The sequence below is a fragment of the Paucibacter sp. PLA-PC-4 genome (assembly GCF_026241155.1).
Classification (GTDB): domain Bacteria; phylum Pseudomonadota; class Gammaproteobacteria; order Burkholderiales; family Burkholderiaceae_C; genus Roseateles_E.
Map to the genome: position 1 here is coordinate 89,911 of NZ_JAPFGP010000009.1, position 21,533 is coordinate 111,443.

Genomic DNA, 21,533 nt, shown 5'->3' on the forward strand with positions numbered 1-21,533 from the left:
ATACTAGCAAGCGCGGCTTGACTATTTATTGGCGGGGCGGCGGTTCACGTGAAGATGGCACGTCGCCCCACACCATCACATCAGCTCAAGCAGGGCCACCAGGGCCTGCATGAAACGCTGCAAGGCCTCGCCGCCCAGCAACTGCAGGCTGAGGTCGCCATCCAGACCGCAGGCCGGCATCTCCGGCCAGCTGTCCTGCAGTGCCAGCATGGCGCTCTCGATGCCGCCCTGGGAAAGCAGTTGCAACAGCGGCAGCCCGTGGGTCTCTTCGCCGGCCACCAGGCCCAGGCGCTGCTCCAGCAAAGCCTCGCCCCAGGGCAGTTCCAGGCTGATCAGGCCCACGCCGCTCACGCGCAGATCAAGGCCGGCGCCAGCTGCATCGCTGCACAGCAGCAGCGGGCTGTTTGCGTCGTCGCGCCATCGCGCCGCCAGCGAGCGCCGTTCGGCCAAAGCAGTGGAGGCCGACAGCTGCACGCACGGCAGACCTGCGGCCTGCAGCCGACCAGCCAGCAAGGCCAAACCATCTTCCCACTGGCTGCACACCACCAGCTTGCTCGTTGCCCCGGCAAGCAGCTCGCGCGCCAGCGCCAGCACCGCATCCATACGCGGCGCCGGCCCCTCGGCCGCCTCGTCAACCAGCGCCGGACTGATAGCAAGACGGCGCAGCGCCTGCAAGCCGCGTAGCAACTGCAGCTGATCCGCGTCGGCCAGATAAGCGCTGCGATGCCAGCGCGCAACGACGCGGCGCAGCGGCGTCAGCAGCTCGGCCTGCTGGCTTTGCTGCCGGGCACTCAGCGGCTGAGCCCGCAGTTGCACCAGCGCGGGCGGCAGCGCCAACTCGCTGCCGGCACGGCTGAGCATCACCCGCTCCAGGCTTTGTGCCAGCCGAGCCGGCGCGGCCAGCGCCAGCAGCTGGCCCTGGGCGTCGTGGCGAAGATGGCGCTCGTGCAGGGCCGCCAGCGCGCCGCTGCGCTTGTGGTCGAGCAGCTCAACCAGACGCAGCAGGGTTGCCGGCTGCTCCTGCGGCAACTGGCTGGCCAGTAACAGCAGGAAACCGTCCGGCAATTGCTGCAACCGGGCCACAGCGCCCTCACCCAGGCGCTGGGCTTCGTCGACGATGACCAACTCGGGCGCCCAGGCCTGCAGTGCAACCAGGTCTTGCTCCAGCGCGCCCAAAGCGGCGATCTTGATCTCGGTCGGCGTCTGCCATTGCTGGGTCCGCTGCGCGGCATCGCCCCAGACCAGTGCAGTGCTGCGCGTGCTCAGCGACTGTGCCTCGGCCAGCCAACGGCTCTGGGCCGACTCGGCACACAGCAGCAGCACTCGCTCGACGCCGAAATGGCGCTGCATCAGCTCGGCCGCCGCCAAGCCTGTGGGCTGCATGCCCAGCTGCAGATCGTCAGCCACCAGGGCGCGGCCGGCACAGGCCGCGAACAAGGCGGCCTCCAGTTGGTGCTGTGGCAACGGAAGCTTGAGCAACTGGCGCAAGGTCGGGCTGGCCATGCCTTGCTGATACGCCTCGGCCAGGCGCAACATACGCTGGCGGGCATCGCGGCCCTCGGCCAGCTGGATCCACACGGCGTCGTCGACCCGCAGCTCATGTCCATGCTGGGCGGCCTGTGCCAGCAGGCCCGGCAGGGCATCACCCTGCTGATTCTGCGGCAGCGCGATCAAGGCCTCGGCGGCTTGGCGCAGCGGAGCCGGGCAGTGGCGGCCGGCGTGCCAGTGCAATTTGCGGCGCAGCCCGTACTGCAACCAAAGCTCGCTGTGCTCGGTCTGCCAGCCCTCGACCAGCGCGGCCTGGCCCTCTGGATCGTCTTGCAAGGCGAGCAGCGCAAAGCCCAGATGCTCGCAGCTGCCTTGCTGGGCATAACCCGTGCAGCTGCAGCTGGCCGCCGACACACCGCCGCCACGCAACAACAACTGCCAGCGCTGGCCGGTGGCCAGCAGCTCGACCTGCAGCGTGCTGCCGAACCAGGAGCCTTGCCGGTGCAGCGCAAACCGGGCTGGCGGGGCTGGAGGGGCTGGGGGCACAGCAGCCGCGGCCGGCGGCGCCGCGTGCTTGCGGGCCGCCGGCTTGGTGGCTGCCTTCTTTTCGGCCGCTGGTTTGATCGCCTTCGCGACCGGCTCGGTCACCACGGGCGGATTGGCCGCTTCTTTCTTGGCGGCAGGCTTCGCCACGACCTTCTTGGCTGCAGCCGCCTTCTTTGTCGGTGCACTTACCGTCACCACGGGCTCGACCGTTTTTGCGGCGGCCTTCTTGACGGCCACCTTCTTGGCGGCAACCTTCTTGGCGGGCGCTTTCTCTGCGGGCGCTTTCTCGGCGGGGGCCTTCTTGGCGGGGGCCTTCTTGGCGGGGGCTTTCTCCGCAGGCGCTGCCTTGGGTGCAGGCTTTTTGGCCGGGACAGGCGCAAGCACCGCTTCGGCCTTCTTGACGGCCTTCCCCACGGCCGCCTTAGCAACCGTCTTCACGGCCTTGGCCGCGATTTTGCTGGCTGTCTTGAGCGGCGCTGTCGGAGTTTTCTTCGCAGCTGGCTTCTTCTCGATGGCCGCTGCCTTCTCAACCGTTTTCAAGGCTGCGGATGTCGTCTTGGCTGCGGCCTTTACAGCAGATTTTTTAGCTGCCGTCTTCTTGACCGGCGCCGTTTTGGCAACAACAGGGGTAGCGGCGCTCGCAGTGCGGCGCGTCTTCGGTGGCGTGGCCATGGCTTTGAATGAGGTTCAGGGTTGGACGGCAGAGCTGCCATCATGATCGGGAAGGAGCATGCGCGCCGGACACCAGCCGCGCAAGCTGTTGAAGAAAGCCAGCGCCTGAGCGCGGGCCAGATCGGTCTTGAGCAGCCGGGCTTCAGACAAGCGCCCCTGCTGCAGCAACTCTTCGCGCAGCACGCCGGGCAGCAGCCCGGCCGCCAGACGCGGCGTCAGCCAGCGGCCGTCGAGTTGCAGCGCAATATTGCCGAAGGTGCATTCGGTCAACTCGCCGTCGGCATTCCACAGCAGCATATCGAAGGCCTCGGCCGGCTTCGTCGCTGCGAAGGCCTCATACGCCTCGCGGCGGGTGGTCTTGTGCTGCAGGAACTCGGCGCCCGGCCCATCGGTCGTGATGGCCGATGCCGCCAAGGCCAGAACTACAGGCAGCGGTGTCGGCGCCAGCGGTGCGATCTCGGTGACGACACACCCCTGCGCATCGCTTCTCAGCCGCACCCGCCATTGGCCCTGATTGTGGCTGTCGGCCAGCCGGGCCAATGCCTCGCGCACCGCGCCCTGCGACAGGCGCAGGCCAAAGTGCAGTGCCGTGCGCTGCAGACGGGCCAGATGGCCGGCCTGGCGGGGATAGTCGCCGTCGGACAGCAGCAGGGTTTCGAGCGCCGCGATCGGGGACTGGGCTCGCAACAGGAAGCGGGTCTTGGCGCGCCACTCGGCCACCTCGGCGGCCGGTTGAGAGTCCAGCGTGATTCCGCTGCCGATGCCGCATTGCAGCGCCCCGTCGGGGCGCTGCTCGACCGTGCGGATCGGCACATTGAAAGTGGCCGCCCCGCCTGGCTGCAACAGGCCCAGCGCGCCGCAATACCAGCCGCGCGCCTCCGGCTCCAGCTCGGCAATGATCTGCATCGCGCGCACCTTGGGCGCGCCGGTCACGCTGCCACATGGAAACAGCGCCGCGAACAGCTCGGAGAGTTTCAGGCCCGGGCGGCTGACCGCGGTGACAGTCGAGGTCATCTGCCAGACCGTCGGCAACCCGTGCAGCTCGAACAGGCGCGGCACCCGTACCGAGCCCAGGCTCGCGACCCGGCTCAGATCATTGCGCAGCAGGTCGACAATCATCAGGTTCTCAGCGCGCTCCTTCTCGCTGGTACGCAGGTAGGCTTGCGCGGCCTCATCGCTGGCGCGGTCATGGCCGCGCGGCGCGGTGCCCTTCATCGGCTGGGCCCCGAGCAGCCAGGTGTGACGGGTATCGGGCAGCGGCCGCCAGTCGAAGAACAGCTCCGGCGAGACACTGGCCACGCCTTGCCCCCCCTCGCCGCGCATGAATAGCGAGAAGCCGCCGGGCTGGGCCGCATGCAGGGCCAGGAACAACTCAGCCAGATCGACGTTTTCCGCCAGCGCGGCGTTCAGGCGTGTAGTCAGATTGACCTGGTAGCAATCGCCGCTGCGTATCCATTCGCGGATGCGCTCGATGTCAGCGCGCGAGCGGGCATCGTCATGGCGATCCAGCCAGTCACCGCAGAGTCGTCCCGCAGAGCCAGCCTCAGGCCAGGGCTGGGGCGCTTCGCTGTAGACGGCGAACTCGGCCAGCGGGCCGCCCGCAGCATGGGTCTGCAACGCGCCGTCGAGCGCGCCGGCCGCCTCGTAACGCAGGCCGCCCAGCACCCAGTTGCCGGCGCGCGAGGCCGCATGGGCGGCGTCCAGCACAGCAGGCAGCTCGGCCGCATTCGCGGCGCGCAGCCAGCGCTCGGGCGGGGCGTCAAAGGCGCCACGCAGACGTTCGCCGTCCTCTCGCGCCAATGGGTGGCGCGGGAAATCAAAAGCGGCCCAGAGCACGGAGCTCTCTCAGAGGCTCAGCAGATGCTCGCGGTAATAGACCAGCTCGTCGATGGACTCGTGGATGTCAGCCAGTGCGGTGTGGGCCTGAGCCTTCTTGAAGCCGTCGATGATGCCGGGCTTCCAGCGCCGCGCTAGCTCCTTCAGGGTCGACACATCCAGATTGCGGTAATGGAAGAAGTCTTCCAGGCTGGGCATGTAGTTGGCCAGAAAACGACGGTCCTGGCAGATGCTGTTGCCGCACATCGGCGATTTGCCGGCCGGCACATACTGCTTCAAGAAGGCAATAACTTCGGCAGCGGCCTGCTCTTCGCTGACAGACGAGGCCTTGACGCGGTCGATCAGACCGCTCTTGCCGTGAGTGCCCTTGTTCCAGTTGTCCATTGCATCCAGCGTTGCATCGCTTTGGTGAATCGCGAATACCGGGCCTTCGATGCGGGTTGTCAGATTGGCATCTGTAACGACTACGGCCACCTCGATGATGCGGTCACGGTCGGGGTACAGACCGGTCATCTCGAGATCGATCCAGATCAGGTTTTGCTCGTGGCTGGCCAGGGTGGCAATGTCGCTCATGGGGAATCCTTGTCTTTCTTTGCTCGCGCATTGTGATGTCAATGTGCGCCGCTAATGCGGTGCGCATTGTCGCAGCCCCGCAGCCCTACACTTACGAGCCATGTCAGCCATTCCCTCACTCTCTCCGATCTCCCCTGTTGCGCTGAGCCTGGCCTTTGCCGCCGCCCTGCTGCTGTCGCTGGCGCTGAAGCTCTGGCTGTCGACCCGCCAGGTGCGACATGTGATGCGACACCGCAACGAGGTTCCGACCCCCTTTGCCGCCACCGTGCCCTTGGCGGCGCATCAGAAGGCGGCCGACTACACGGTGGCGCGCAGCCGTTTCGGTCTGCTGGCTATGGCCTTCAATGCCGCCGTGCTGTTGGGCTGGACCCTGCTGGGCGGGCTGGACGCGCTGAATCTGCGAGTCTACGAATGGGTGGCGCCGCACTGGGGCAGCATGGCCTACCAATTGGCGCTGCTGCTGGCCTTCGGCGTGATCGGCGCGCTGCTGGACCTGCCCTTCGAGCTCTACAACACCTTCCGCATCGAGCAGCGCTTCGGCTTCAATCGCATGACCTGGCGGCTCTATGTGGCCGACGCCGCCAAGAGCGCCCTGGTAGGCGCGCTGATCGGCCTGCCGATCGCGGCCCTGATCCTTTGGCTGATGGGCGCGGCCGGCGAACTGTGGTGGTTGTGGGCTTGGGGCGCCTGGATGGGCTTCAACCTGCTGATTCTGGTGCTCTACCCCACCGTGATCGCGCCGCTTTTCAACAAGTTCGAGCCGCTGGCCGACGAGGGGCTGCGCAGCCGGGTCGAAGGCCTGATGCAGCGCTGCGGCTTCGCCGCCAAGGGTCTGTTCGTGATGGACGGCAGCCGGCGCTCGGCCCATGGCAATGCCTACTTCACCGGCATCGGTGCGGCCAAGCGCGTGGTCTTCTTCGACACGCTGCTGCAGCGCCTGAGCGGGCCCGAGGTCGAGGCCGTGCTCGCCCACGAGTTAGGGCATTTCAAGCACAAGCATGTGCTCAAACGCATGGTCCTGATGTTTGCCTTGAGTCTGGCCGGCTTCGCGCTGCTGGGCTGGCTGTCGCGCCAGGTGGGCTTTTATCTGGCCTTCGGCGTGCAGCCGAATCTGGCAGGACCCAACGACGCGCTGGCCCTGCTGCTCTTCATGCTGGTGCTGCCGGTGTTCGGATTCTTCTTCACGCCGCTGGCCAGCCGGCTGTCGCGCAAGGACGAGTTCCAGGCCGATGCCTATGCTTGCGCCCAGGCCAGTGGCGCCGATCTGGCCGCCGCGCTCTTGAAGCTGCACGAAGACAACGCCGGCACCTTGACGCCGGATCCGATATATGCACGCTTTTACTACTCCCACCCGCCGGCCAGCGAACGCCTGGCCGCGCTGCAGACCACATGACCATGAATCTTCTTCTTGCCCAATGCACGCCCCAACGCGAGGCCCTGCCGCTTGAACAGCTGGCCGATTGGCTGGCGCAGACGCCCGGCTGGTCGGCCGACACCGAGCACAAGGTGATTGGACGGCGCTTCGATTTTGAGAACTTCTACCAGACCATGGCCTTCGTCAACGCGGTGGCCGAGATCGCCCATGCGCAGGACCATCACCCGGAGATGATGGTCGGCTTCGATGCCTGCACCGTCAGCTTCAGCACCCATTCGGCCCAAGGCCTGACCTCCAACGATTTCATCTGCGCAGCCCAGGTCAGCGCCCTGCCCGAGGCAACGGCCGCATGAGCCGTTTCAACGCGCTGGACCTCGGTCTGGTGGTGCGCGGCCATGGCCGGCACTACATCGTCGAAGACGCGCAGGGCCGTCGCCTGGTCTGCCATCCGCGCGGCAAGAAAAGCGACTGCGTGGTCGGCGACCAGGTGCGCTGGGCGCCATCGGGGAGTGACGAAGGCGTGATCGAAGCCGTCGAGCCGCGCCGCAATCTGCTGTTCCGCCAGGACGAGTGGAAGACCAAGAGCTTCGCCGCCAATCTGGATCAGTTGCTGATTCTGGTCGCGGTAGAGCCGGTGTTCAGCGAGAGCCAGCTGTGTCGCGCGCTGATCGCGGCCGAGAGCGCCGGCATCGCGGTACGCATCGCTTTGAACAAGACCGACCTGCCGGGCACCGAGCACGCCCGCGAACGCCTGCTGCCCTACCGCGAGATGGGCCTGGAAGTGATGGAAGTAGCGCTGAAGGCCGACCCAATCGGCTCCAGCGCTCTGCTCTCGCCCTGGCTGGAGGGCAAGCGCACCTTTGTGCTGGGGCCTAGCGGCACCGGCAAAAGCACGCTGATCAATCTCTTGATCCCCGATGCCAAGGCGCAGATTGGCGAGATCTCGCAGGCGCTGAATTCGGGCAGACACACGACGACGACGACGCAGTGGTACTGGGTTGACGCACAACGCCAGACCGCGCTGATCGACTCACCGGGCTTCCAGGAATTCGGCCTGCAGCAGATCACGGCCGAGCAGCTGCCACTATTGATGCCGGATTTGCGCCAGCATGCCGGCCATTGCCGTTTTTACAACTGCACCCATCAGCATGAGCCGGACTGCGGCGTCCGCGCAGCAGCCGCAGCCGGCCTGATCAGCCCCTCGCGCTTCCGGATCTATGGGGAAATCCTGCAGGAGCTGGGCGCCAAGCGCTGGTAAGAGCCCGGTAGCGTGCGCGCTCAGCGTTCCAGACGCGGCGCCGGATTCTTGACTTCGCGTACCTCGACGTCGACGACCTCGCCCGGCGCCCTGGCTGCGGCCCCACGGCGGAACTGCTGGCGCGCACGGGCAAAGCCCGAGACATCGATGACGGGCTTGCGACCCCGCACCAGGCTCCACAGCATCAAGCCCAGCATCGTCACCAAGGCCACAGCCATCAGGCCCAGCACCAGCACGATGGTGGCGACCGCGAGCAGCAGACGAACGGCAAACGTAACAACAGCAGACAGCAAAACCTATCCTTTACGAAGTCAACCGCGGCCGACAAAGGGCATCTTCGTCGCCATCACGGTCATGAACTGCACATTGGCCTGCAGCGGCAGGCCGGCCATATAGAGCAGTGCGCTGGCCACATGAGCTACGTCCATTGTCGCCTCAACGGCGATCTCGCCGTTGGCCTGACGTACGCCCTGGGTCATCGGCCGGGCCATCTCGGTCAGCGCATTGCCAATGTCGAGCTGGCCACAGGCGATATCAAACGGCCGGCCATCCAAGGACAGCGATTTGGTCAGGCCCGTGATCGCATGCTTGGTTGAGGTGTAGGGGGCGGAGTTGGGACGCGGCGCATGTGCCGAGATCGAGCCATTGTTGATGATGCGGCCGCCCTGGGGCTGCTGTTGCCTCATCAGACGGAAAGCCGCCTGGGCGCAGAGAAAGCTACCGGTCAGATTGACGTCTACCACCGCCTGCCATTGTTCGAACGGCAACTCGTCGATCGAGACACCACGCGCAGACATGCCGGCGTTATTGAACAGCAGGTCCAGCCTGCCGAACGCTTCACCTATGCGCTCGAAGGCCTGGGCCACCGCCTGCGGCTGGCTGACATCGGTGGGCAGCAGCAAATAGCGCTCGGGCGCCGCTGCGGCAGTTTCCTCCAGCGCCTCCATACGCCGGCCCAGCAGGGCAACGCGGTAGCCAGCGTCGGCCAGGGCGTGGGCACAGGCCCTGCCGATGCCGCTACCGGCGCCGGTCACGGCAGCGAATTTTTGCGTTGGAGCTGTCATCGCTAAATTGATCAGGCTTGCAGGATTGCAAAGGCAGATGATGGCATCAATTGATATCCGGTGCTGCGAGCACCCTCAGGGGTTGGCCAGCACACCCAGACAGCGTGCCGCCTGCATCAGCTCATGATCGAGCGGCACCAAGCGGCTTGCCCCAGCCACGTCGGTCAGACTCACGGACACGCAGCGATCACCCTGCAGGGCCACCATGTGGCCATGGCGGCGTTGCAGCACCAGCTGCGCTGCCTGGACGCCGAAGCGGGTGGAGAGCACCCGGTCGAAGGCGGTAGGCGCGCCACCGCGTTGCAGGTGGCCCAACAGGGTGTAGCGCAGCTCGGCTTCTGGCCCCAGACGCGGAGCCAGGTCTTGCATGAGGCGCTGCCCCACCGTCTCGCCTGCGCTCGCGGCGGCGAGCTTGACGCCCTCGGCAACGCAGACCAGCGCATAGCCCTGCTCGCGGCAGCGCCGCTCGCACAGCGCAGCCAGCGCCTGGCCGTCATAGGCAAGCTCGGGCAGCACGATGGCGTCGGCACCGCCAGCCAGCCCGCCCTCAAGCGCGATCCAGCCGGCATGCCGCCCCATGGTCTCCAGCACCATCACGCGGCCATGGCTTCGCGCGGTGGTGGTCAGCCGCTCCAGCGCATCGGCCACCACCGCCACCGCGCTGTCGAAGCCGAAGCTGCGCTCGTTGTGCATCAGGTCGTTGTCTATGGTCTTGGGCACGCCCACCACGGGCACGCCCAGACGCGCAAAGCGCTCGGCGATCGTCATCGTGCCATCGCCACCAACGGCCACCAGCACGTCGATGCCATGGCGCTGCAGGCAGTCCAAAGCACGGGCCGAGCAATCGGCGCCACCTGCGCCGAAATAGGCAAAGGGATCGGCCCGGTTATGGCTGCCCAACAAGGTGCCACCCTCGTTGATCAAGCCGCGCAGCCGGACGGCGTCGAGCGGCTGCACCCGATCTTCCAGCAGGCCCAGAAAACCCTGCCGTATGCCGCTCACGCGTACGTCGCCGGCCTCGGTCAGCGCCAGAGTCAAGGCCCGGATCACCGCGTTCAGGCCCGGGCAATCGCCGCCACCGGTCAGAATTCCCACATGCATGTCATCACTCCCAAGAATGGGTCCATGCTGCCATGTCTGGCGCTACATTTGTAGCCGTAGCCCCGGAGACCCGCGAGTGACAGAGTTCAGCACCACCAGACCCATCCCCCAAGGCCAGCCTGCCGGCGCCGGCAAGCTGCTCTACATCGAGGACAACCCGGTCAATCAGCTGGTGGTGCAGGAGTTGGTGGCGCAGCGACCGCTGCTCCAGCTGGTATGCGAAGAGGACGGCGGCCGCGGTCTGGCGCGCGCTCGGGCCATGCAGCCCGACCTCATCCTGCTGGACATGCAACTACCGGACTTCAATGGTTACGAGGTATTGCAGCAACTGCGCGCCGACGCGCTGACCGCAGCCATCCCGTGCATCGCGCTGTCGGCCAACGCAATGCCTGAGGACATCCGGCGCGCCCGCGAGGCGGGCTTCACCGACTACTGGACCAAGCCGATCGACTTCAAGGCTTTTCTGAGCGGCCTCGACGCCCGCTTTGGCAAGGCCTGACCCCGACCTCACCTGATCCAGGACTATCAGGCCGGCAGCAGACCCCGACCCCGCAACATCGGCGCCACCACCGCATCGCGGCCCCGGAAGGCACGGTAGGCCTCTCGCGGCTCGCGGCTGTTGCCGCTGGCGTAGATATTGTTCAACAAGGCCTGTGCGACCGTGGGATCGAAGGGGCTGCCCGCCTCGACAAAGGCTTCGTAGCCATCGGCATCCAGCACCTCGGCCCACATATAGACGTAGTAGCCGGCGGCATAGCCGCTGCCTGCGAACAGGTGCTGGAAATGCGCGAGCCGGTGGTTCATGCCGATCGCGGCCGGCAAGCCGTAGGCCGACATGGTCTGGGCCTCGAACTCGGTGATGTCGGGGCCTTGCGAGTCGGTCAGCGAGTGCACAGCCATGTCGACCAGGGCGCTGGCGGTGTAGCGCACCGTTTCATAGCCCTGATTGAAGAGCTCGGCGGCCTTCAGCTTGGCCAGCAGCGCGTCGGGGATCACCGCGCCGGTCTGGTAGTGGCGGGCGTGCTTTTTCAGCACCTCGGGCTCGCTCATCCAATGCTCGAACAGCTGTGAGGGCAGCTCCACAAAGTCTCGCAGCACCTGGGTGCCCGATAGGCGCTCGTACTCAACATTGGACAGCAGGCCATGTAGCCCATGACCGAACTCATGGAACAGCGTACGCGCGTCGTCGAAGCTCAGCAGGGTCGGCTCGCCGGGCGCGCCTTTGGCGAAGTTGTTGTTGTTCAGAATGACGGGGATCGCGCCAATCGCATTGCGGGCCTGCCAGCGCAGCGCATTCATCCAGGCGCCACTGCGCTTGGTCGCGCGGGCGAAGTTGTCCTGCATAAAGACACCGCGCAGCCCGCCGTCAGCGCCCAGCACCTCGTAGACCTTGACATCGGCGTGGTAGCCGGCGACCTCGGGCTTGGCGACGAAGCGAAGGCCGAACAGTCGGCCGGCACAGTCGAACAGCGCCTGCACCATCGCGTCCAGCGGGAAATAGGGCTTGACCTCGGCCTCGTCGAGCTCGTAGCGAGCCTTGCGCACCTTCTCGGCATAAAAGCGCCAGTCCCAGGCCTGCAACTCGAAGCGGTGGCCCATCGAGGCCATCATGCCTTCGAGCAGCTGGCGCTCGCCCTCGGCGGCGGCCTTGGCCGGCTCCCAGACCTGGGTCAGCAAGCCTTGCACCGCCTCACGCGTGCCAGCCATCGTATCGGCCAGCGCATAGTCGGCATAGCAGGCGTGGCCGTGCAGGCGCGCCTGCTCGTTTCGCAGGCTTAGGATCTGCTGGGCCACAGCGCGGTTGTCGGTCTCGCCGGCTGTTTCTCCGCGGCCGACCCAGGCGCGCCAAGCCTGCTCGCGCAGATCGCGGCGTTCGCTGAAGGTCAGGAAGGGCACGATGTGCGAGCGCGACAGGGTGATCGCATGAACGCCCTCGCCCAGGCCGCGATCGACAGCGGCCTGACGCGCAGCGGCGCGCACGAAGTCGGGCAGGCCGGCCAGTTCGTCCTCGCCCTGCAGCAGCAGTTGGTAGCCGCTCTCGTCGGCCAGCACATTTTGGGCAAACAGCGTGTGCAGCTCAGCCAGACGCTCGACCACCTGGGCATAGCGCCGTTGGGACTCGCCCTGCAGCTTGGCGCCGGCACGCACAAAGTCCAGGTGCACACGCTCCAGCAGGCGCAACTGTTCGGGGCTCAGGCCCAGGGCCTGCCGCTCGGCATGCAGCGCGTCCACGCGCTTGAACAGCTCGGCATGCATGTAGACGGCGTTGCCGTGTGCAGCCAGCGGGGCGGCCAACGCGCGCTGGGCGGCCTGCAGCTCGGGCGAGGTAGCAGAGGCGGCCAAAGTGTAAAAAAGATGCTCGAGCCGGGTCAGCAGGCGGCCGCTGCGGTCGAATGTCGCCAGGGTGTTCTCGAAGCTCGGCGTAGCGCCCTGGTGGGCAATCGCATCAAGCTCGGCGCGGTGCTCGGCCAGCGCCGCCTCGAATGCCGGCGCGAAATGCGCGGCCTCGATCTGGGCAAAGGGCGGCAGTCCGTAGGGGGTGTTCCAGTCTTGCAGCAGGGGGTTGCTCATGCCTTGTCTCACTGTGATGACGGCAGGGGTGGCGCCGCCATGATGTTGTTGGGGTGACACGATTGTAGAAACGGCGCCAGCCCGCTGGGGGTGGCGCCGTTCAAAGACCGTGCGGTCCGGTGAATTACTTCAGGCCCAGCTCTTTCTTGACGGCGATTTCGTCGGCTTCGTCGTAGGGCTTTTTGCTGCAGTCCTCCTTCCAGTCGTCAACCTTGTCCAGATGCGCCTCGGCGCGAGCCTGCAGGGCCTGGGTATCGGCATTGTGCTTCTCGACCTTGGCATCGAAGGCCTTGGCATCGGCGCTGTACTTGTTCTTGCTGGCGTTGAAGGCGTCGATCCGGGCGTCGTGCGCCGCCGCCTTGGCCTTGTAGTCGGCCAGCACCTTTTCGGCGTCCGGGCGCTCCATCTTCGGCAACTGGGCCTTGATCACTTCCTGGCCCTTGATCAGCTCTTCGCGTTCGGTCTTCAGCTCTGTACCGGTGGTAGTCAGCGCCGCGCCCTGCTGGGTCAGCTCCTCCTTGGCCTTGACCATCTCGGCGCGCTCCTGGGCATTCGCGGCCTGGGCGGCCTTGATTTCCTTGGCGTCGGTCTCATTCTTGTCGAAGGTGGTCAAGCAGGCGCGCAGCTCGTCGCGCGTCATGAGCTTTTGCTTGGGTTTTTCGACGACGGGGCGGCTGACCTTGTTGTTCTTGGGGTCGACCTTGGCGTTCGGATTGGCCGTCTGGGCCAGCGCCAGCGCGGGTAGCAAGGCGGCGACGCAGGCGGAAAGCAGGAATCGTTTCATGGCAGGGCTCTTCAGCGCGGAGGGTGAACACAGCGGCGCCAGCTTAGCGGCGCCAGGGCGGCATCATGCCATGCTGCACAACAAGCCCGATAATGCGCCGCTTTGCCGCTCCCGAGACTCCCGCCATGGCGCTCAAAGCCACCATTCACAAAGCTCTTGTGCAGATCGCCGACATGGACCGCCATGTCTACGGCGACCACAACCTGACCATTGCGCGCCACCCCTCGGAGACGGACGAGCGCATGATGATCCGCGTGCTGGCCTTTGCACTGCACACCCCGGCCGACGATCTGAACGGCCGGCTCGAGTTCACCAAGGGCCTGTCCGACGTCGACGAACCCGACCTCTGGCAGCTCAGCCTGACCGGAGAGGTCTTGCACTGGATCGACTTGGGCCAGCCCGACGACCGCCGCCTGATGAAGGCCCATGGCAAGGCCAACAGGGTCACGGTGATCGGCTTCGCCAGCAGCACGCAGGTCTGGTGGGCCGGCATAGAAAACAAGCTGACGCGTGCGCCGCGCCTGTCGGTTTGGCAGATTCCTCACGAGCAGTCGCAGGCCCTGGCCCGGCTGGCCGAGCGCAGCATGCAGCTGCAGGTCAGCGTGCAGGACGGCGGCATCTATGTCTCGACCGCTCAGGCTTCGGTCGAGATCACCCCGATCGCATTGAAGGTGGCCACCGAATGAAGGCACTGCTGTTAGCCTGCGGGCTTGTTCTGACTTCCTTGAACACCATGGCTCAAGACTCCGACCCCTACCAATGGCTTGAAGAGGTGCAGGGCGAGCGCGCACTGGCCTGGGTGCGCGAGCGCAACACCCAGAGCCTGAAGACACTGCAGGCGCGGCCCGAATACGCCGGCATCCGCCGCGAGCTGCTGGATGTACTGAACGCCAAGGACCGCATTCCCTTCGTCAGCCGCAAGGGCGAATGGCTCTACAACCTCTGGCAGGACGAGCAGCACAAGCGCGGCCTGTGGCGCCGCACCAGTCTGGCCGAGTACCGCAAGGCCGAGCCTCAGTGGGAGACCGTTCTGGACCTCGATGCGCTGGGCAAGGCCGAGGGCGAGAGCTGGGTGTTTGCTGGCGCCAGCTGCCTGGCACCTGACTACCGGCGCTGCTTGCTGTCGCTGTCGCGCGGCGGCGCCGATGCCCATGTGGTGCGCGAGTTCGACCTGGTCGACAAGCGCTTCGTGGTCGGCGGCTTCACGCTGCCCGAGGCGAAGAGCCAGGTCGAATGGATCGATGCCGATACGATTTTTGTCGGCACCGACTTCGGCCCCGGCTCGCTGACCGACTCTGGATACGTTCGCATCATCAAGCGCTGGCAGCGCGGCATGCCGCTGAGTGAGGCCAAGACCGTGTTCGAAGGCCTGGCCAAGGATGTGGCGGTGTCGGTCAATGTCGACCAGACACCGGGCTATCCCAGAACCCTATTCACCCGGGCGCTGGATTTCTACAACCAGAGCAGCTTCTTGTTGCAGCGCGAGGACAAGCTGCTCGCACTGGACCTGCCTAGCGATGTGCAGGAGCAGTTCTGGGGCCCGCGCCTGATCCTGAGCCTGCGTAGCGACTGGACCGTCGGCGGCCAGACCTACCAGGCCGGCGCGCTGCTGGTGACCGATGCGGCCGCCTATCTGCGCGGCGAACGGCACTTCCAGACCCTGTTCACGCCCACCTCGACGCGCTCGCTGGCCGGCTACAGCCTGACCCGCTCGCACCTGATCTTGAACATCTCTGACAAAGTGGCCAGCCGCCTGGAAGAATGGGACTTCTCCGGCGAGCGTCCCAAGCACCGCCCCGTGCAGGCCCCCTTCCCCGGCACGCTGAGCCTAGCCAGCCTCTACGACAGCGAGCTGCCCGAGGACGAGCTGGGCGACCGCTACCTGCTGAACTACGCCGACTTCTTGACCCCCGACACCCTGTTCCTGGCCCGAGCGGGCACCGACGCGCGCGAGGCGCTAAAGAGCCGCGAACCCAAGTTCGTGGCCGAGGGCATGCGTGCCGAGCAGTTCTTCGCCAAGAGCCGTGACGGCACTGAAGTGCCCTATTTCGTGGTCTGGCCGGCCGGCGCCCGAGCCGATGGCAAGAACCCGACCTTGCTCTACGGCTATGGCGGCTTCGAGGTCGCGATGCAGCCGTGGTACTCGGGCGGTTTCGGCCGCGCCTGGTACGGCAAGGGCGGCGTGCTGGTGCTGGCCAATATCCGCGGCGGCGGTGAGTTCGGCCCAACCTGGCACCAGGCCGCAACCAAGGCCAACAAGCAGCGCAGCTACGACGATTTCATCGCGGTGGCCGAGGACCTGATCGCGCGCAAGATCAGCAGCCCGCGCCATCTGGGCATCATGGGCGGCAGCAATGGCGGGCTGCTGGTCGGCGCCACTTTCGTGCAGCGCCCCGAGTTGTTCAATGCGGTGGTCTGCCAGGTGCCGCTGCTAGACATGCGCCGCTACCACACGCTGCTGGCCGGCGCCTCTTGGATGGCCGAGTACGGCAATCCGGACGACGCGGCCGAATGGGCCTACATCTCAAAGTACAGCCCGTACCACAACGTCAAGCCGGACGGCAAGTATCCCAAGGTGCTGTTCACCACCTCGACCCGCGACGACCGCGTCCACCCAGGCCATGCCCGAAAGATGGCAGCGCTGATGCAGGCCCAGGGCCATGACGTGCTGTACTACGAGAACATCGAGGGCGGCCACGGCGGGGCTGCCGACAACGAGCAGCGCGCCACCTTGCAGGCGCTGGAATACAGCTATCTGTGGCAGCAACTGGGACGTTGATGAGCATGCTGGATATTCGCCACGACGAGCACGCCCAGCGCTTCGAAGCCCGGGTCGACGGGCTGATCTGCGAAATCGACTATCTGCGAGAGGGTGAGCAACTGATCATCACCCACACCGGAACCGATCCAGCGCTGCGCGGTCGTGGCTTGGCCGCACAGATGGTCGAGCGGGTGTTGGCGTGGCTGGCGCCGCAAGGGGTGCAACTGGTGCCGGCCTGCAGCTATGTGCAGACCTATTTGGCCCGGCATTCGCATTGGCAACGGTTGTGCGAGCCGGCCGCCGTGCAGGCGGTATTGAACTTTTGGTTCGGTCCGCTCGGTTCGACCGAGGATGGCCAGGTCCGCAGCGTATGGTTCCAAAAGAACGAAGCATTCGATGCCGAGATCGCTGCCCGCTTCGGCGCGACGCTGCAGTCGGCCCAGCATGACGGGCTGCGCACCTGGCAGGCGACACCACTGGGCCGGTTGGCCCGGATCGTTGTGCTGGACCAGTTCAGCCGCAACGCCTTTCGGGGCCAGGCCGCCGCTTTTGCCGGCGATGCGCTAGCACTGCAGCAGGCTCTGGACCTGCTGGACAGCAAGGCCTATGCCGGCCTGAGCAGCCTGCAGCGCTGGTTCGTGCTGATGCCACTGGAGCACGCCGAAGACCTAGCGCTGCAGCATCGCTGTGTGCAAGAGTTCGAGTCCTTGGCAGCCAGCGATCCGCGGCTTGCCAGCCCGCTGGACTATGCGAGGCGCCATCTCGACGTCATCGCCCGCTTCGGCCGCTTTCCGCATCGCAATGCGGTGCTGGGCCGCACCAGCACCGCCGCCGAGCAAGACTATCTGGCCCAGCCTGGCGCCGGCTTCTGAACCGATTCAGCGCCGCTCCTGCTCCTGCAGCAGCCGCCACATCACCTTGCCCGAGCCGGACTTGGGCAGGCTGGCGACGAACTCGACAAGGCGCGGCGCCTTGTAAGGGGCCATATGTTCGCGCGCCCAGCCGATAAGGTCTTCGGCCGTGGTGGCCTCGGCCCCGGCGCGCAGCACCACTACGGCCTTGACGGTCTCCCCGCGGTAGGTGTCACGGGCCGCGATGATGCAAGCTTCCTGCACGGCAGGATGCTTGTAGAGCAGCATCTCAACCTCAGAAGGCCAGACCTTGTAGCCGCTGGCATTGATCATCCGCTTGAGCCGGTCGGTGATGAAGAAATACCCCTCCTCGTCCATGCGGCCAAGATCGCCGGTGCGAAAAAAACGCTTTCCGTCGATCTCGACAAAGGCCGCCGCCGTCGCCTCGGGCTGGCGCCAGTAGCCCTTGAACACCATAGGCCCGTGACTGATGATCTCGCCGACCTCGCCGAGCGGCATCTCCTGCAAGGTCACCGGATCCACCACTCGCGAGTCGACGCCGAAGATCGGAATGCCCAGGCATTGCAGCTTGGCCCGCTCTGGCGGGTTGGCATGGGTTGGCGCGGCGGTCTCTGTCAGGCCGTAGCCTTCAGCAAAGGTCAGACCGAACTCAGCGCGTAACCGCTCGGCGACTGCCTGTGGCATCGCAGCCCCACCGCCGCTCAGATAGATCAGGCTGCCCAGGTCAAAGCTCTGGTAATTGGGGCTGCCGAAAAGATCGATGATCATGGTCGGGATGCAGGTCCAGTGCGTGACTTTGTGGCGCGAGATCAGGCGCCCTGCCAGCTCACGGTCCCAGCGCGGCATGATCACCAGGCTCATTCCCTGATAGATTGGACCCAGCACGCCGTACAGCAAGCCGGTGATGTGGAACATCGGCACCACAGCCAGCCCCACTGACTCGGGCGAGGCATAGCCCCAGAGTCCACCGCCACAGGCATTGGCCATCAACGTGCCGTTGCTGTGCATGCAGCCCTTAGGCAGGCCGGTCGTGCCCGAGGTATAGGGCAGCAGGGCTAGATCGTCGGGGCCGACGCTGTGCGGCCCCGGCACCAGGCCGGCCTCCAGCGCCTCAGTCCAGCGTGAGGCACCGGCAGGCAGGGTCGGGTCGGCCATCAGCCACTGCTGCAGGGCTGGGGCCAGCGCCAACTCGGCGTCAACACCCGCATCGGGCAGCGCCTGGGCATAGCGGGTCACCAGCAAAGCCTTCAGGCGCCGGTCAGGCGGCAAGGCGGCATTGGCCGCATCAACCACGGCGGCCAGGTCAGCGCTGCAGATCACGACTCGGGTTTCCGGGTCACTGATGTAATGGCTGAACTCCTCAGCCCGGTTCATCGGATTGACCGGCACAACCACCGCATCGGCGCGGTTGATCGCGTAGAAGGCGATCAAGAACTGCGGGCAGTTCTGCATGAACAGCGCGACGCGGTCACCCTTGCCTACACCCTGGGCCTGCAACCAGCCAGCCAGCGCCTCGGCCTGGCGCCTGAGCTCGGCATAAGTCATAGAACGACCGCAAAAAAGGGTGGCGGCCTTGTCGGGGTAGCGGGTGGCCGCCACCTCCAAATTGAACCAGAGCGAGGTCCGCGGAATCTCCAGCAGGCGGGGCAGGCGCCGGGGCCATGACACATGCTGGCGGGTGTGGGGCACGGGCGGATCGGCGGCTGTCATCGCAAAGTCTCCATCGGCGGGTCGACCGCATCATGTCGCGCCTGAGCCGCCGGGCTTGTCACCGCAGCGACAAGCGCCGCCGCTGATGTTCGGCACATCTACTCGCGGGGGTTTAAACCGGAGCGGCCACCGCGCATCAATAGAATGCAGGACAACGCAATTGAAGCGCAACAGCAATGGCCCGGCCTCGAACGGGCGCCGAATCAGCACTGGAGTGCCATGTTTTGCCCGATCTCCTTGAGCCGCCGCGACTGGCTGTGTAGCGCCGCCGCTACTGCGTTCGCCGGTTCCGCCCGGTCCAACACCGAGGACAAGGTGCTGCTGAGCATCGGGGGCAAGCTCGGCCGCCCCGACCGGGACGGGCGTGCCCTGTTCGACATGAAACGGCTGCAGGGTTTTACGCAGCACAACCTGACGCAGAAGACGCCCTGGTACCCCGGCCCGCGCAAGTTCAGCGGCCCGCTGCTGCGCGAGGTCCTGGCCGCCGCCGGGGCCCAGGGCCACAGCATCGAGGCCGTCGCCATCAATGACTACAAGGTGACCATCCCGATGGAAGATGTCAAGCAGCATGATGTGATGCTAGCGCTGCAAATGGACGACCGGCCGATGCCGCTTCGCGACAAGGGCCCGCTGTTCATCATCTACCCCTTCGACAGCGATCCCCGCTTGCGCACGAGCATCTACTACGCCCGCTGCGCATGGCAGCTCAAGGCGCTGGAAATCCGTTGAGCGCAGCCGCGACCATCCCAAGCAGGCAGCGCCGGCTGCGTCTGCTGCTGGCCTCGATGGGCGTGCTGCTGGTGATGGCCTTCGGCGCCGTCGGCGTGCTGCAGTCGCGCCAGTTCGAGCTCCTCAACACCACCAGCCGCTACCAGGGCGACTATCTGGTCTGGAGCCTGTTCCAGTTCGAAGTCGAGTACCTCAAGCTGCGCCTGGCGCTGGCCCAGGCGCGACAGGACCGCAGCCCGGAGGCGGCCGAGCAGGCGGTGCAGCGCTACGAGATCTTCGTCAGCCGACTCAGCCTGATCGAGGGCGAGTACGCGGCCAAGGTGCTGAGCGCCAGCCCCGACTATCAGCGCACCTTGGACCGCACCAAGGCATTTGTGCAATGGGCCGACGCGCAGCCGCTGAACACGGCGCTGATCCAGCAGCAATCGCAGACCATGGAGGCCCTGCTTGACCGCATGGACGGCCTGGCCGATGCGATTCGCGAGCTGTCGCTGACGGCTTCTCACCATGTGGCCAACCAGGTCAGCGGCCGCCATGAGCTGGTGCGCTCGCAGAGCAGCCTGAGTCTGTGGCTGACCGCGCTGCAATGCCTGCTGTCGCTGGGTGTGGCCTTGATCGTGATCCGCCAGTTTCGCAGTCTGGACCGCCATGGTCGCGAGCAGGAGGCGCTGGCCGAAACCCTGCGCCAGGCTCGCCAGGAGGCCGAGGCCGGCAGCCGCGCCAAGAGCATCTTCCTGGCCAATATGAGCCATGAGCTGCGAACACCCATGCACGGGCTGCTCGGCATGCTGAGCCTGCTGCAGGAGGGTCAGTTGCAGCCCACCCAGCGCGAGCAATTGCTGGCCGCCCATGAATCGGCTCGTCATCTGCTAGCCATCCTCAACGACGTGCTTGATGTCTCAAAAATGGAGGCGGGTGGCATCACGATACAGCCCGAGCCGATGCAGCCGGCCCGCCTGGTGCAGGAGCTGGAGGATCTGCTGTGGCCGCAGGCCAGCGCCAAGGGGCTCGACCTCAGCCTGCGCCTTGATACCGAGGTACCGGCCTGGGTCAGCGCCGACCCAACGCGGCTGCGCCAGATCCTTTTGAACCTGCTCAGCAACGCAATCAAGTTCTCCGAGCGGGGCCGTGTGGGTCTGCGCGTGAGCAGCGCAGCCGAGGCCCTGGTCTTCGAGGTGAGCGATACCGGCCTGGGCATGGATGCGGCCACCCAGGCCAAGCTGTTCCAGCGCTTCAGCCAGGGCGATCAGACGCGCTCGCGCCGATTCGGTGGCACTGGCCTCGGCCTGGAGATCTCGCGCAATCTGGCCCGAGCCATGGGCGGCGATATCGAGGTGCGCAGCGAACCCGGCCGCGGATCGGTGTTCACGGCCAAGCTGCCGCTGGCACCCTGCCCAGCAGCCGCAGAGCCCCCCACCCCCCCCTCGCCCCCCACGGCCGCCATTGGCGCGCCGTCACGGCGGTTGCAGATCCTAGTCGCTGAGGATCATCTGACCAACCGCAACTTCCTCGAAGCGGTGCTGGAGCGACTGGGGCATACGGCGGTGTTCTGCGAGAACGGCTTCGATGCGCTGCAACAACTCAAGGCCACCGACTTCGATCTGGTGCTGATGGACCTACACATGCCGATGATGGACGGCTACCAGGCCGCTCAGGCGATGCGCGAGCTGCCCGGGCCGAAATCGCGCACCCGCATCATCGCGCTGTCGGCCGACGCCTTCGAGGAGTCGCGCGAGCGCGCGTTACAGGCAGGCATGGATGACTTCCTGGCCAAGCCGGTCGGCATTGCAAGGCTGGCCGCCCTGCTCGACGAGCAGGCGCGAACGCTGCCGCCGGCGGTGACTGACAGCGGCTTTGACGACAGCGTCTTGCAGGAGCTGCGCCGCAGCCTGCCGCCCGACAAGATCGCGCCGCTCTACCAGACTTTTGTGCGCGGAGTCCCTGCCAGCCGGCAGCGCTTGGAGGCCGCCGCCGAAGGCAAGGACGCCGGCATGCTGCGCGCCGAGGCCCATGCCTTAAAGGGTGCCAGCGCTAGCCTGGGCCTGACCCGCGTGACCGGCGCCGCGCGCGAGTTGGAGCTGCTGGCCAAGTCGGAAAGTACCGACGCATCGGCCTTGCAGATGGCGATTCAGGCCCTGTTGAGCGCCTTGCAACACAGCGCCGAGCTGTGTGCCCGACGCGGCCTGGGCTGAA

The 21,533-nt window shown here is 66.1% G+C and carries 19 protein-coding genes; 10 read left to right on the plus strand and 9 right to left on the minus strand.

Annotated elements, in window-relative coordinates:
- Nucleotides 1-75: 75 nt before the first annotated feature.
- Nucleotides 76-2,472 (minus strand): helicase-related protein, encoded by a 2,397-nt coding sequence (locus OOZ63_RS15315; protein WP_266006410.1) that lies wholly within the window; start codon nucleotides 2,470-2,472, stop codon nucleotides 76-78.
- Between the two features lie 4 nt (nucleotides 2,473-2,476).
- Here OOZ63_RS15315 and OOZ63_RS15320 point away from each other — a divergent pair, with 4 nt between their 5' ends.
- Nucleotides 2,477-2,752, plus strand: coding sequence for a hypothetical protein (locus tag OOZ63_RS15320; protein ID WP_266006411.1), 276 nt, complete (start codon nucleotides 2,477-2,479; stop codon nucleotides 2,750-2,752).
- Here OOZ63_RS15320 and OOZ63_RS15325 read toward each other — a convergent pair.
- A complete protein-coding gene (locus OOZ63_RS15325; protein ID WP_266006413.1) occupies nucleotides 2,722-4,542 on the minus strand; it encodes a chorismate-binding protein in 1,821 nt (606 codons plus the stop codon). The genes OOZ63_RS15320 and OOZ63_RS15325 overlap by 31 nt on opposite strands.
- A 9-nt stretch (nucleotides 4,543-4,551) precedes the next feature.
- Complete coding sequence (gene orn / locus OOZ63_RS15330; RefSeq protein ID WP_266006414.1) at nucleotides 4,552-5,115, minus strand: oligoribonuclease; 564 nt, start codon at nucleotides 5,113-5,115, stop codon at nucleotides 4,552-4,554.
- A gap of 100 nt (nucleotides 5,116-5,215) precedes the next feature.
- Between orn and OOZ63_RS15335 the strand changes: the two genes are divergently transcribed.
- From OOZ63_RS15335 to rsgA, 3 genes are read left to right on the plus strand one after another with little or no spacing between them, the layout of a single operon-like run.
- The gene (locus OOZ63_RS15335; protein WP_266006415.1) at nucleotides 5,216-6,508 is read left to right on the plus strand and encodes a M48 family metallopeptidase; all 1,293 of its coding nucleotides are present in this window, start codon (nucleotides 5,216-5,218) and stop codon (nucleotides 6,506-6,508) included.
- A 2-nt stretch (nucleotides 6,509-6,510) separates the two neighbouring features.
- On the plus strand, nucleotides 6,511-6,843 hold the full coding sequence (locus OOZ63_RS15340) for a 4a-hydroxytetrahydrobiopterin dehydratase (protein WP_266006416.1): 333 nt from the start codon (nucleotides 6,511-6,513) through the stop codon (nucleotides 6,841-6,843).
- Nucleotides 6,798-7,748: a ribosome small subunit-dependent GTPase A gene (gene rsgA, locus OOZ63_RS15345; RefSeq protein WP_266006573.1), complete on the plus strand. Its 951-nt coding sequence runs from the start codon at nucleotides 6,798-6,800 to the stop codon at nucleotides 7,746-7,748. Before OOZ63_RS15340 ends, rsgA begins: the two co-directional genes overlap by 46 nt.
- Before the next feature lie 20 nt (nucleotides 7,749-7,768).
- Here rsgA and OOZ63_RS15350 read toward each other — a convergent pair whose 3' ends face one another.
- The 3 genes from OOZ63_RS15350 to OOZ63_RS15360 all read right to left on the minus strand — a co-directional run bounded on the left by OOZ63_RS15350 (nucleotide 7,769) and on the right by OOZ63_RS15360 (nucleotide 9,913).
- Nucleotides 7,769-8,041, minus strand: a complete 273-nt coding sequence (locus tag OOZ63_RS15350) for a hypothetical protein (RefSeq protein WP_266006417.1) — start codon at nucleotides 8,039-8,041, stop codon at nucleotides 7,769-7,771.
- Between the two features lie 18 nt (nucleotides 8,042-8,059).
- The gene (locus tag OOZ63_RS15355) at nucleotides 8,060-8,812 is read right to left on the minus strand and encodes an SDR family oxidoreductase (protein ID WP_266006418.1); all 753 of its coding nucleotides are present in this window, start codon (nucleotides 8,810-8,812) and stop codon (nucleotides 8,060-8,062) included.
- Between the two features lie 75 nt (nucleotides 8,813-8,887).
- Nucleotides 8,888-9,913: a 6-phosphofructokinase gene (locus OOZ63_RS15360; protein WP_266006419.1), complete on the minus strand. Its 1,026-nt coding sequence runs from the start codon at nucleotides 9,911-9,913 to the stop codon at nucleotides 8,888-8,890.
- Nucleotides 9,914-9,989: 76 nt separating this feature from the next.
- Between OOZ63_RS15360 and OOZ63_RS15365 the strand changes: the two genes are divergently transcribed.
- Nucleotides 9,990-10,412: a response regulator gene (locus OOZ63_RS15365; RefSeq protein WP_266006420.1), complete on the plus strand. Its 423-nt coding sequence runs from the start codon at nucleotides 9,990-9,992 to the stop codon at nucleotides 10,410-10,412.
- A gap of 26 nt (nucleotides 10,413-10,438) precedes the next feature.
- Here the strand turns inward: OOZ63_RS15365 and OOZ63_RS15370 are convergent, their stop codons facing one another.
- Entirely contained in the window at nucleotides 10,439-12,484 is a 2,046-nt protein-coding gene (locus OOZ63_RS15370; RefSeq protein ID WP_266006422.1) for a M3 family metallopeptidase, read from the minus strand.
- Nucleotides 12,485-12,608: 124 nt separating this feature from the next.
- The gene (locus OOZ63_RS15375; RefSeq protein WP_266006423.1) at nucleotides 12,609-13,268 is read right to left on the minus strand and encodes a hypothetical protein; all 660 of its coding nucleotides are present in this window, start codon (nucleotides 13,266-13,268) and stop codon (nucleotides 12,609-12,611) included.
- Nucleotides 13,269-13,393: 125 nt separating this feature from the next.
- On the opposite strand from OOZ63_RS15375, the gene OOZ63_RS15380 reads away from it, so the two are divergent.
- From OOZ63_RS15380 to OOZ63_RS15390, 3 genes are read left to right on the plus strand one after another with little or no spacing between them, the layout of a single operon-like run.
- Nucleotides 13,394-13,954 (plus strand): YaeQ family protein, encoded by a 561-nt coding sequence (locus OOZ63_RS15380; RefSeq protein ID WP_266006424.1) that lies wholly within the window; start codon nucleotides 13,394-13,396, stop codon nucleotides 13,952-13,954.
- 47 nt (nucleotides 13,955-14,001) lie between these two features.
- Nucleotides 14,002-16,047: a prolyl oligopeptidase family serine peptidase gene (locus tag OOZ63_RS15385; protein ID WP_266006425.1), complete on the plus strand. Its 2,046-nt coding sequence runs from the start codon at nucleotides 14,002-14,004 to the stop codon at nucleotides 16,045-16,047.
- On the plus strand, nucleotides 16,047-16,901 hold the full coding sequence (locus OOZ63_RS15390) for a DUF924 family protein (RefSeq protein WP_266006426.1): 855 nt from the start codon (nucleotides 16,047-16,049) through the stop codon (nucleotides 16,899-16,901). Before OOZ63_RS15385 ends, OOZ63_RS15390 begins: the two co-directional genes overlap by 1 nt.
- A gap of 6 nt (nucleotides 16,902-16,907) precedes the next feature.
- On the opposite strand, the gene OOZ63_RS15395 is transcribed toward OOZ63_RS15390, so the two are convergent.
- A complete protein-coding gene (locus tag OOZ63_RS15395) occupies nucleotides 16,908-18,611 on the minus strand; it encodes a long-chain fatty acid--CoA ligase (RefSeq protein WP_266006427.1) in 1,704 nt (567 codons plus the stop codon).
- A 219-nt stretch (nucleotides 18,612-18,830) separates the two neighbouring features.
- On the opposite strand from OOZ63_RS15395, the gene OOZ63_RS15400 reads away from it, so the two are divergent.
- Both OOZ63_RS15400 and OOZ63_RS15405 read left to right on the plus strand, forming a co-directional pair.
- The gene (locus OOZ63_RS15400) at nucleotides 18,831-19,340 is read left to right on the plus strand and encodes a molybdopterin-dependent oxidoreductase (RefSeq protein ID WP_266006428.1); all 510 of its coding nucleotides are present in this window, start codon (nucleotides 18,831-18,833) and stop codon (nucleotides 19,338-19,340) included.
- Nucleotides 19,337-21,532, plus strand: a complete 2,196-nt coding sequence (locus OOZ63_RS15405) for an ATP-binding protein (RefSeq protein ID WP_266006429.1) — start codon at nucleotides 19,337-19,339, stop codon at nucleotides 21,530-21,532. Before OOZ63_RS15400 ends, OOZ63_RS15405 begins: the two co-directional genes overlap by 4 nt.
- Nucleotide 21,533: the final 1 nt, after the last annotated feature.

What these genes read in the sequence shown, in the direction of transcription:
- orn (WP_266006414.1), bottom strand. Translation starts at nt 5,115, where the DNA reads ATGAGCGACATTGCCACCCTGGCCAGCCACGAGCAAAACCTGATCTGG.
- OOZ63_RS15335 (WP_266006415.1), top strand. Translation starts at nt 5,216, where the DNA reads ATGTCAGCCATTCCCTCACTCTCTCCGATCTCCCCTGTTGCGCTGAGC.
- OOZ63_RS15340 (WP_266006416.1), top strand. Translation starts at nt 6,511, where the DNA reads ATGAATCTTCTTCTTGCCCAATGCACGCCCCAACGCGAGGCCCTGCCG.
- OOZ63_RS15355 (WP_266006418.1), bottom strand. Translation starts at nt 8,812, where the DNA reads ATGACAGCTCCAACGCAAAAATTCGCTGCCGTGACCGGCGCCGGTAGC.
- OOZ63_RS15360 (WP_266006419.1), bottom strand. Translation starts at nt 9,913, where the DNA reads ATGCATGTGGGAATTCTGACCGGTGGCGGCGATTGCCCGGGCCTGAAC.
- OOZ63_RS15370 (WP_266006422.1), bottom strand. Translation starts at nt 12,484, where the DNA reads ATGAGCAACCCCCTGCTGCAAGACTGGAACACCCCCTACGGACTGCCG.
- OOZ63_RS15375 (WP_266006423.1), bottom strand. Translation starts at nt 13,268, where the DNA reads ATGAAACGATTCCTGCTTTCCGCCTGCGTCGCCGCCTTGCTACCCGCG.
- OOZ63_RS15380 (WP_266006424.1), top strand. Translation starts at nt 13,394, where the DNA reads ATGGCGCTCAAAGCCACCATTCACAAAGCTCTTGTGCAGATCGCCGAC.
- OOZ63_RS15385 (WP_266006425.1), top strand. Translation starts at nt 14,002, where the DNA reads ATGGCTCAAGACTCCGACCCCTACCAATGGCTTGAAGAGGTGCAGGGC.
- OOZ63_RS15390 (WP_266006426.1), top strand. Translation starts at nt 16,047, where the DNA reads ATGAGCATGCTGGATATTCGCCACGACGAGCACGCCCAGCGCTTCGAA.
- OOZ63_RS15395 (WP_266006427.1), bottom strand. Translation starts at nt 18,611, where the DNA reads ATGACAGCCGCCGATCCGCCCGTGCCCCACACCCGCCAGCATGTGTCA.
- OOZ63_RS15400 (WP_266006428.1), top strand. Translation starts at nt 18,831, where the DNA reads ATGTTTTGCCCGATCTCCTTGAGCCGCCGCGACTGGCTGTGTAGCGCC.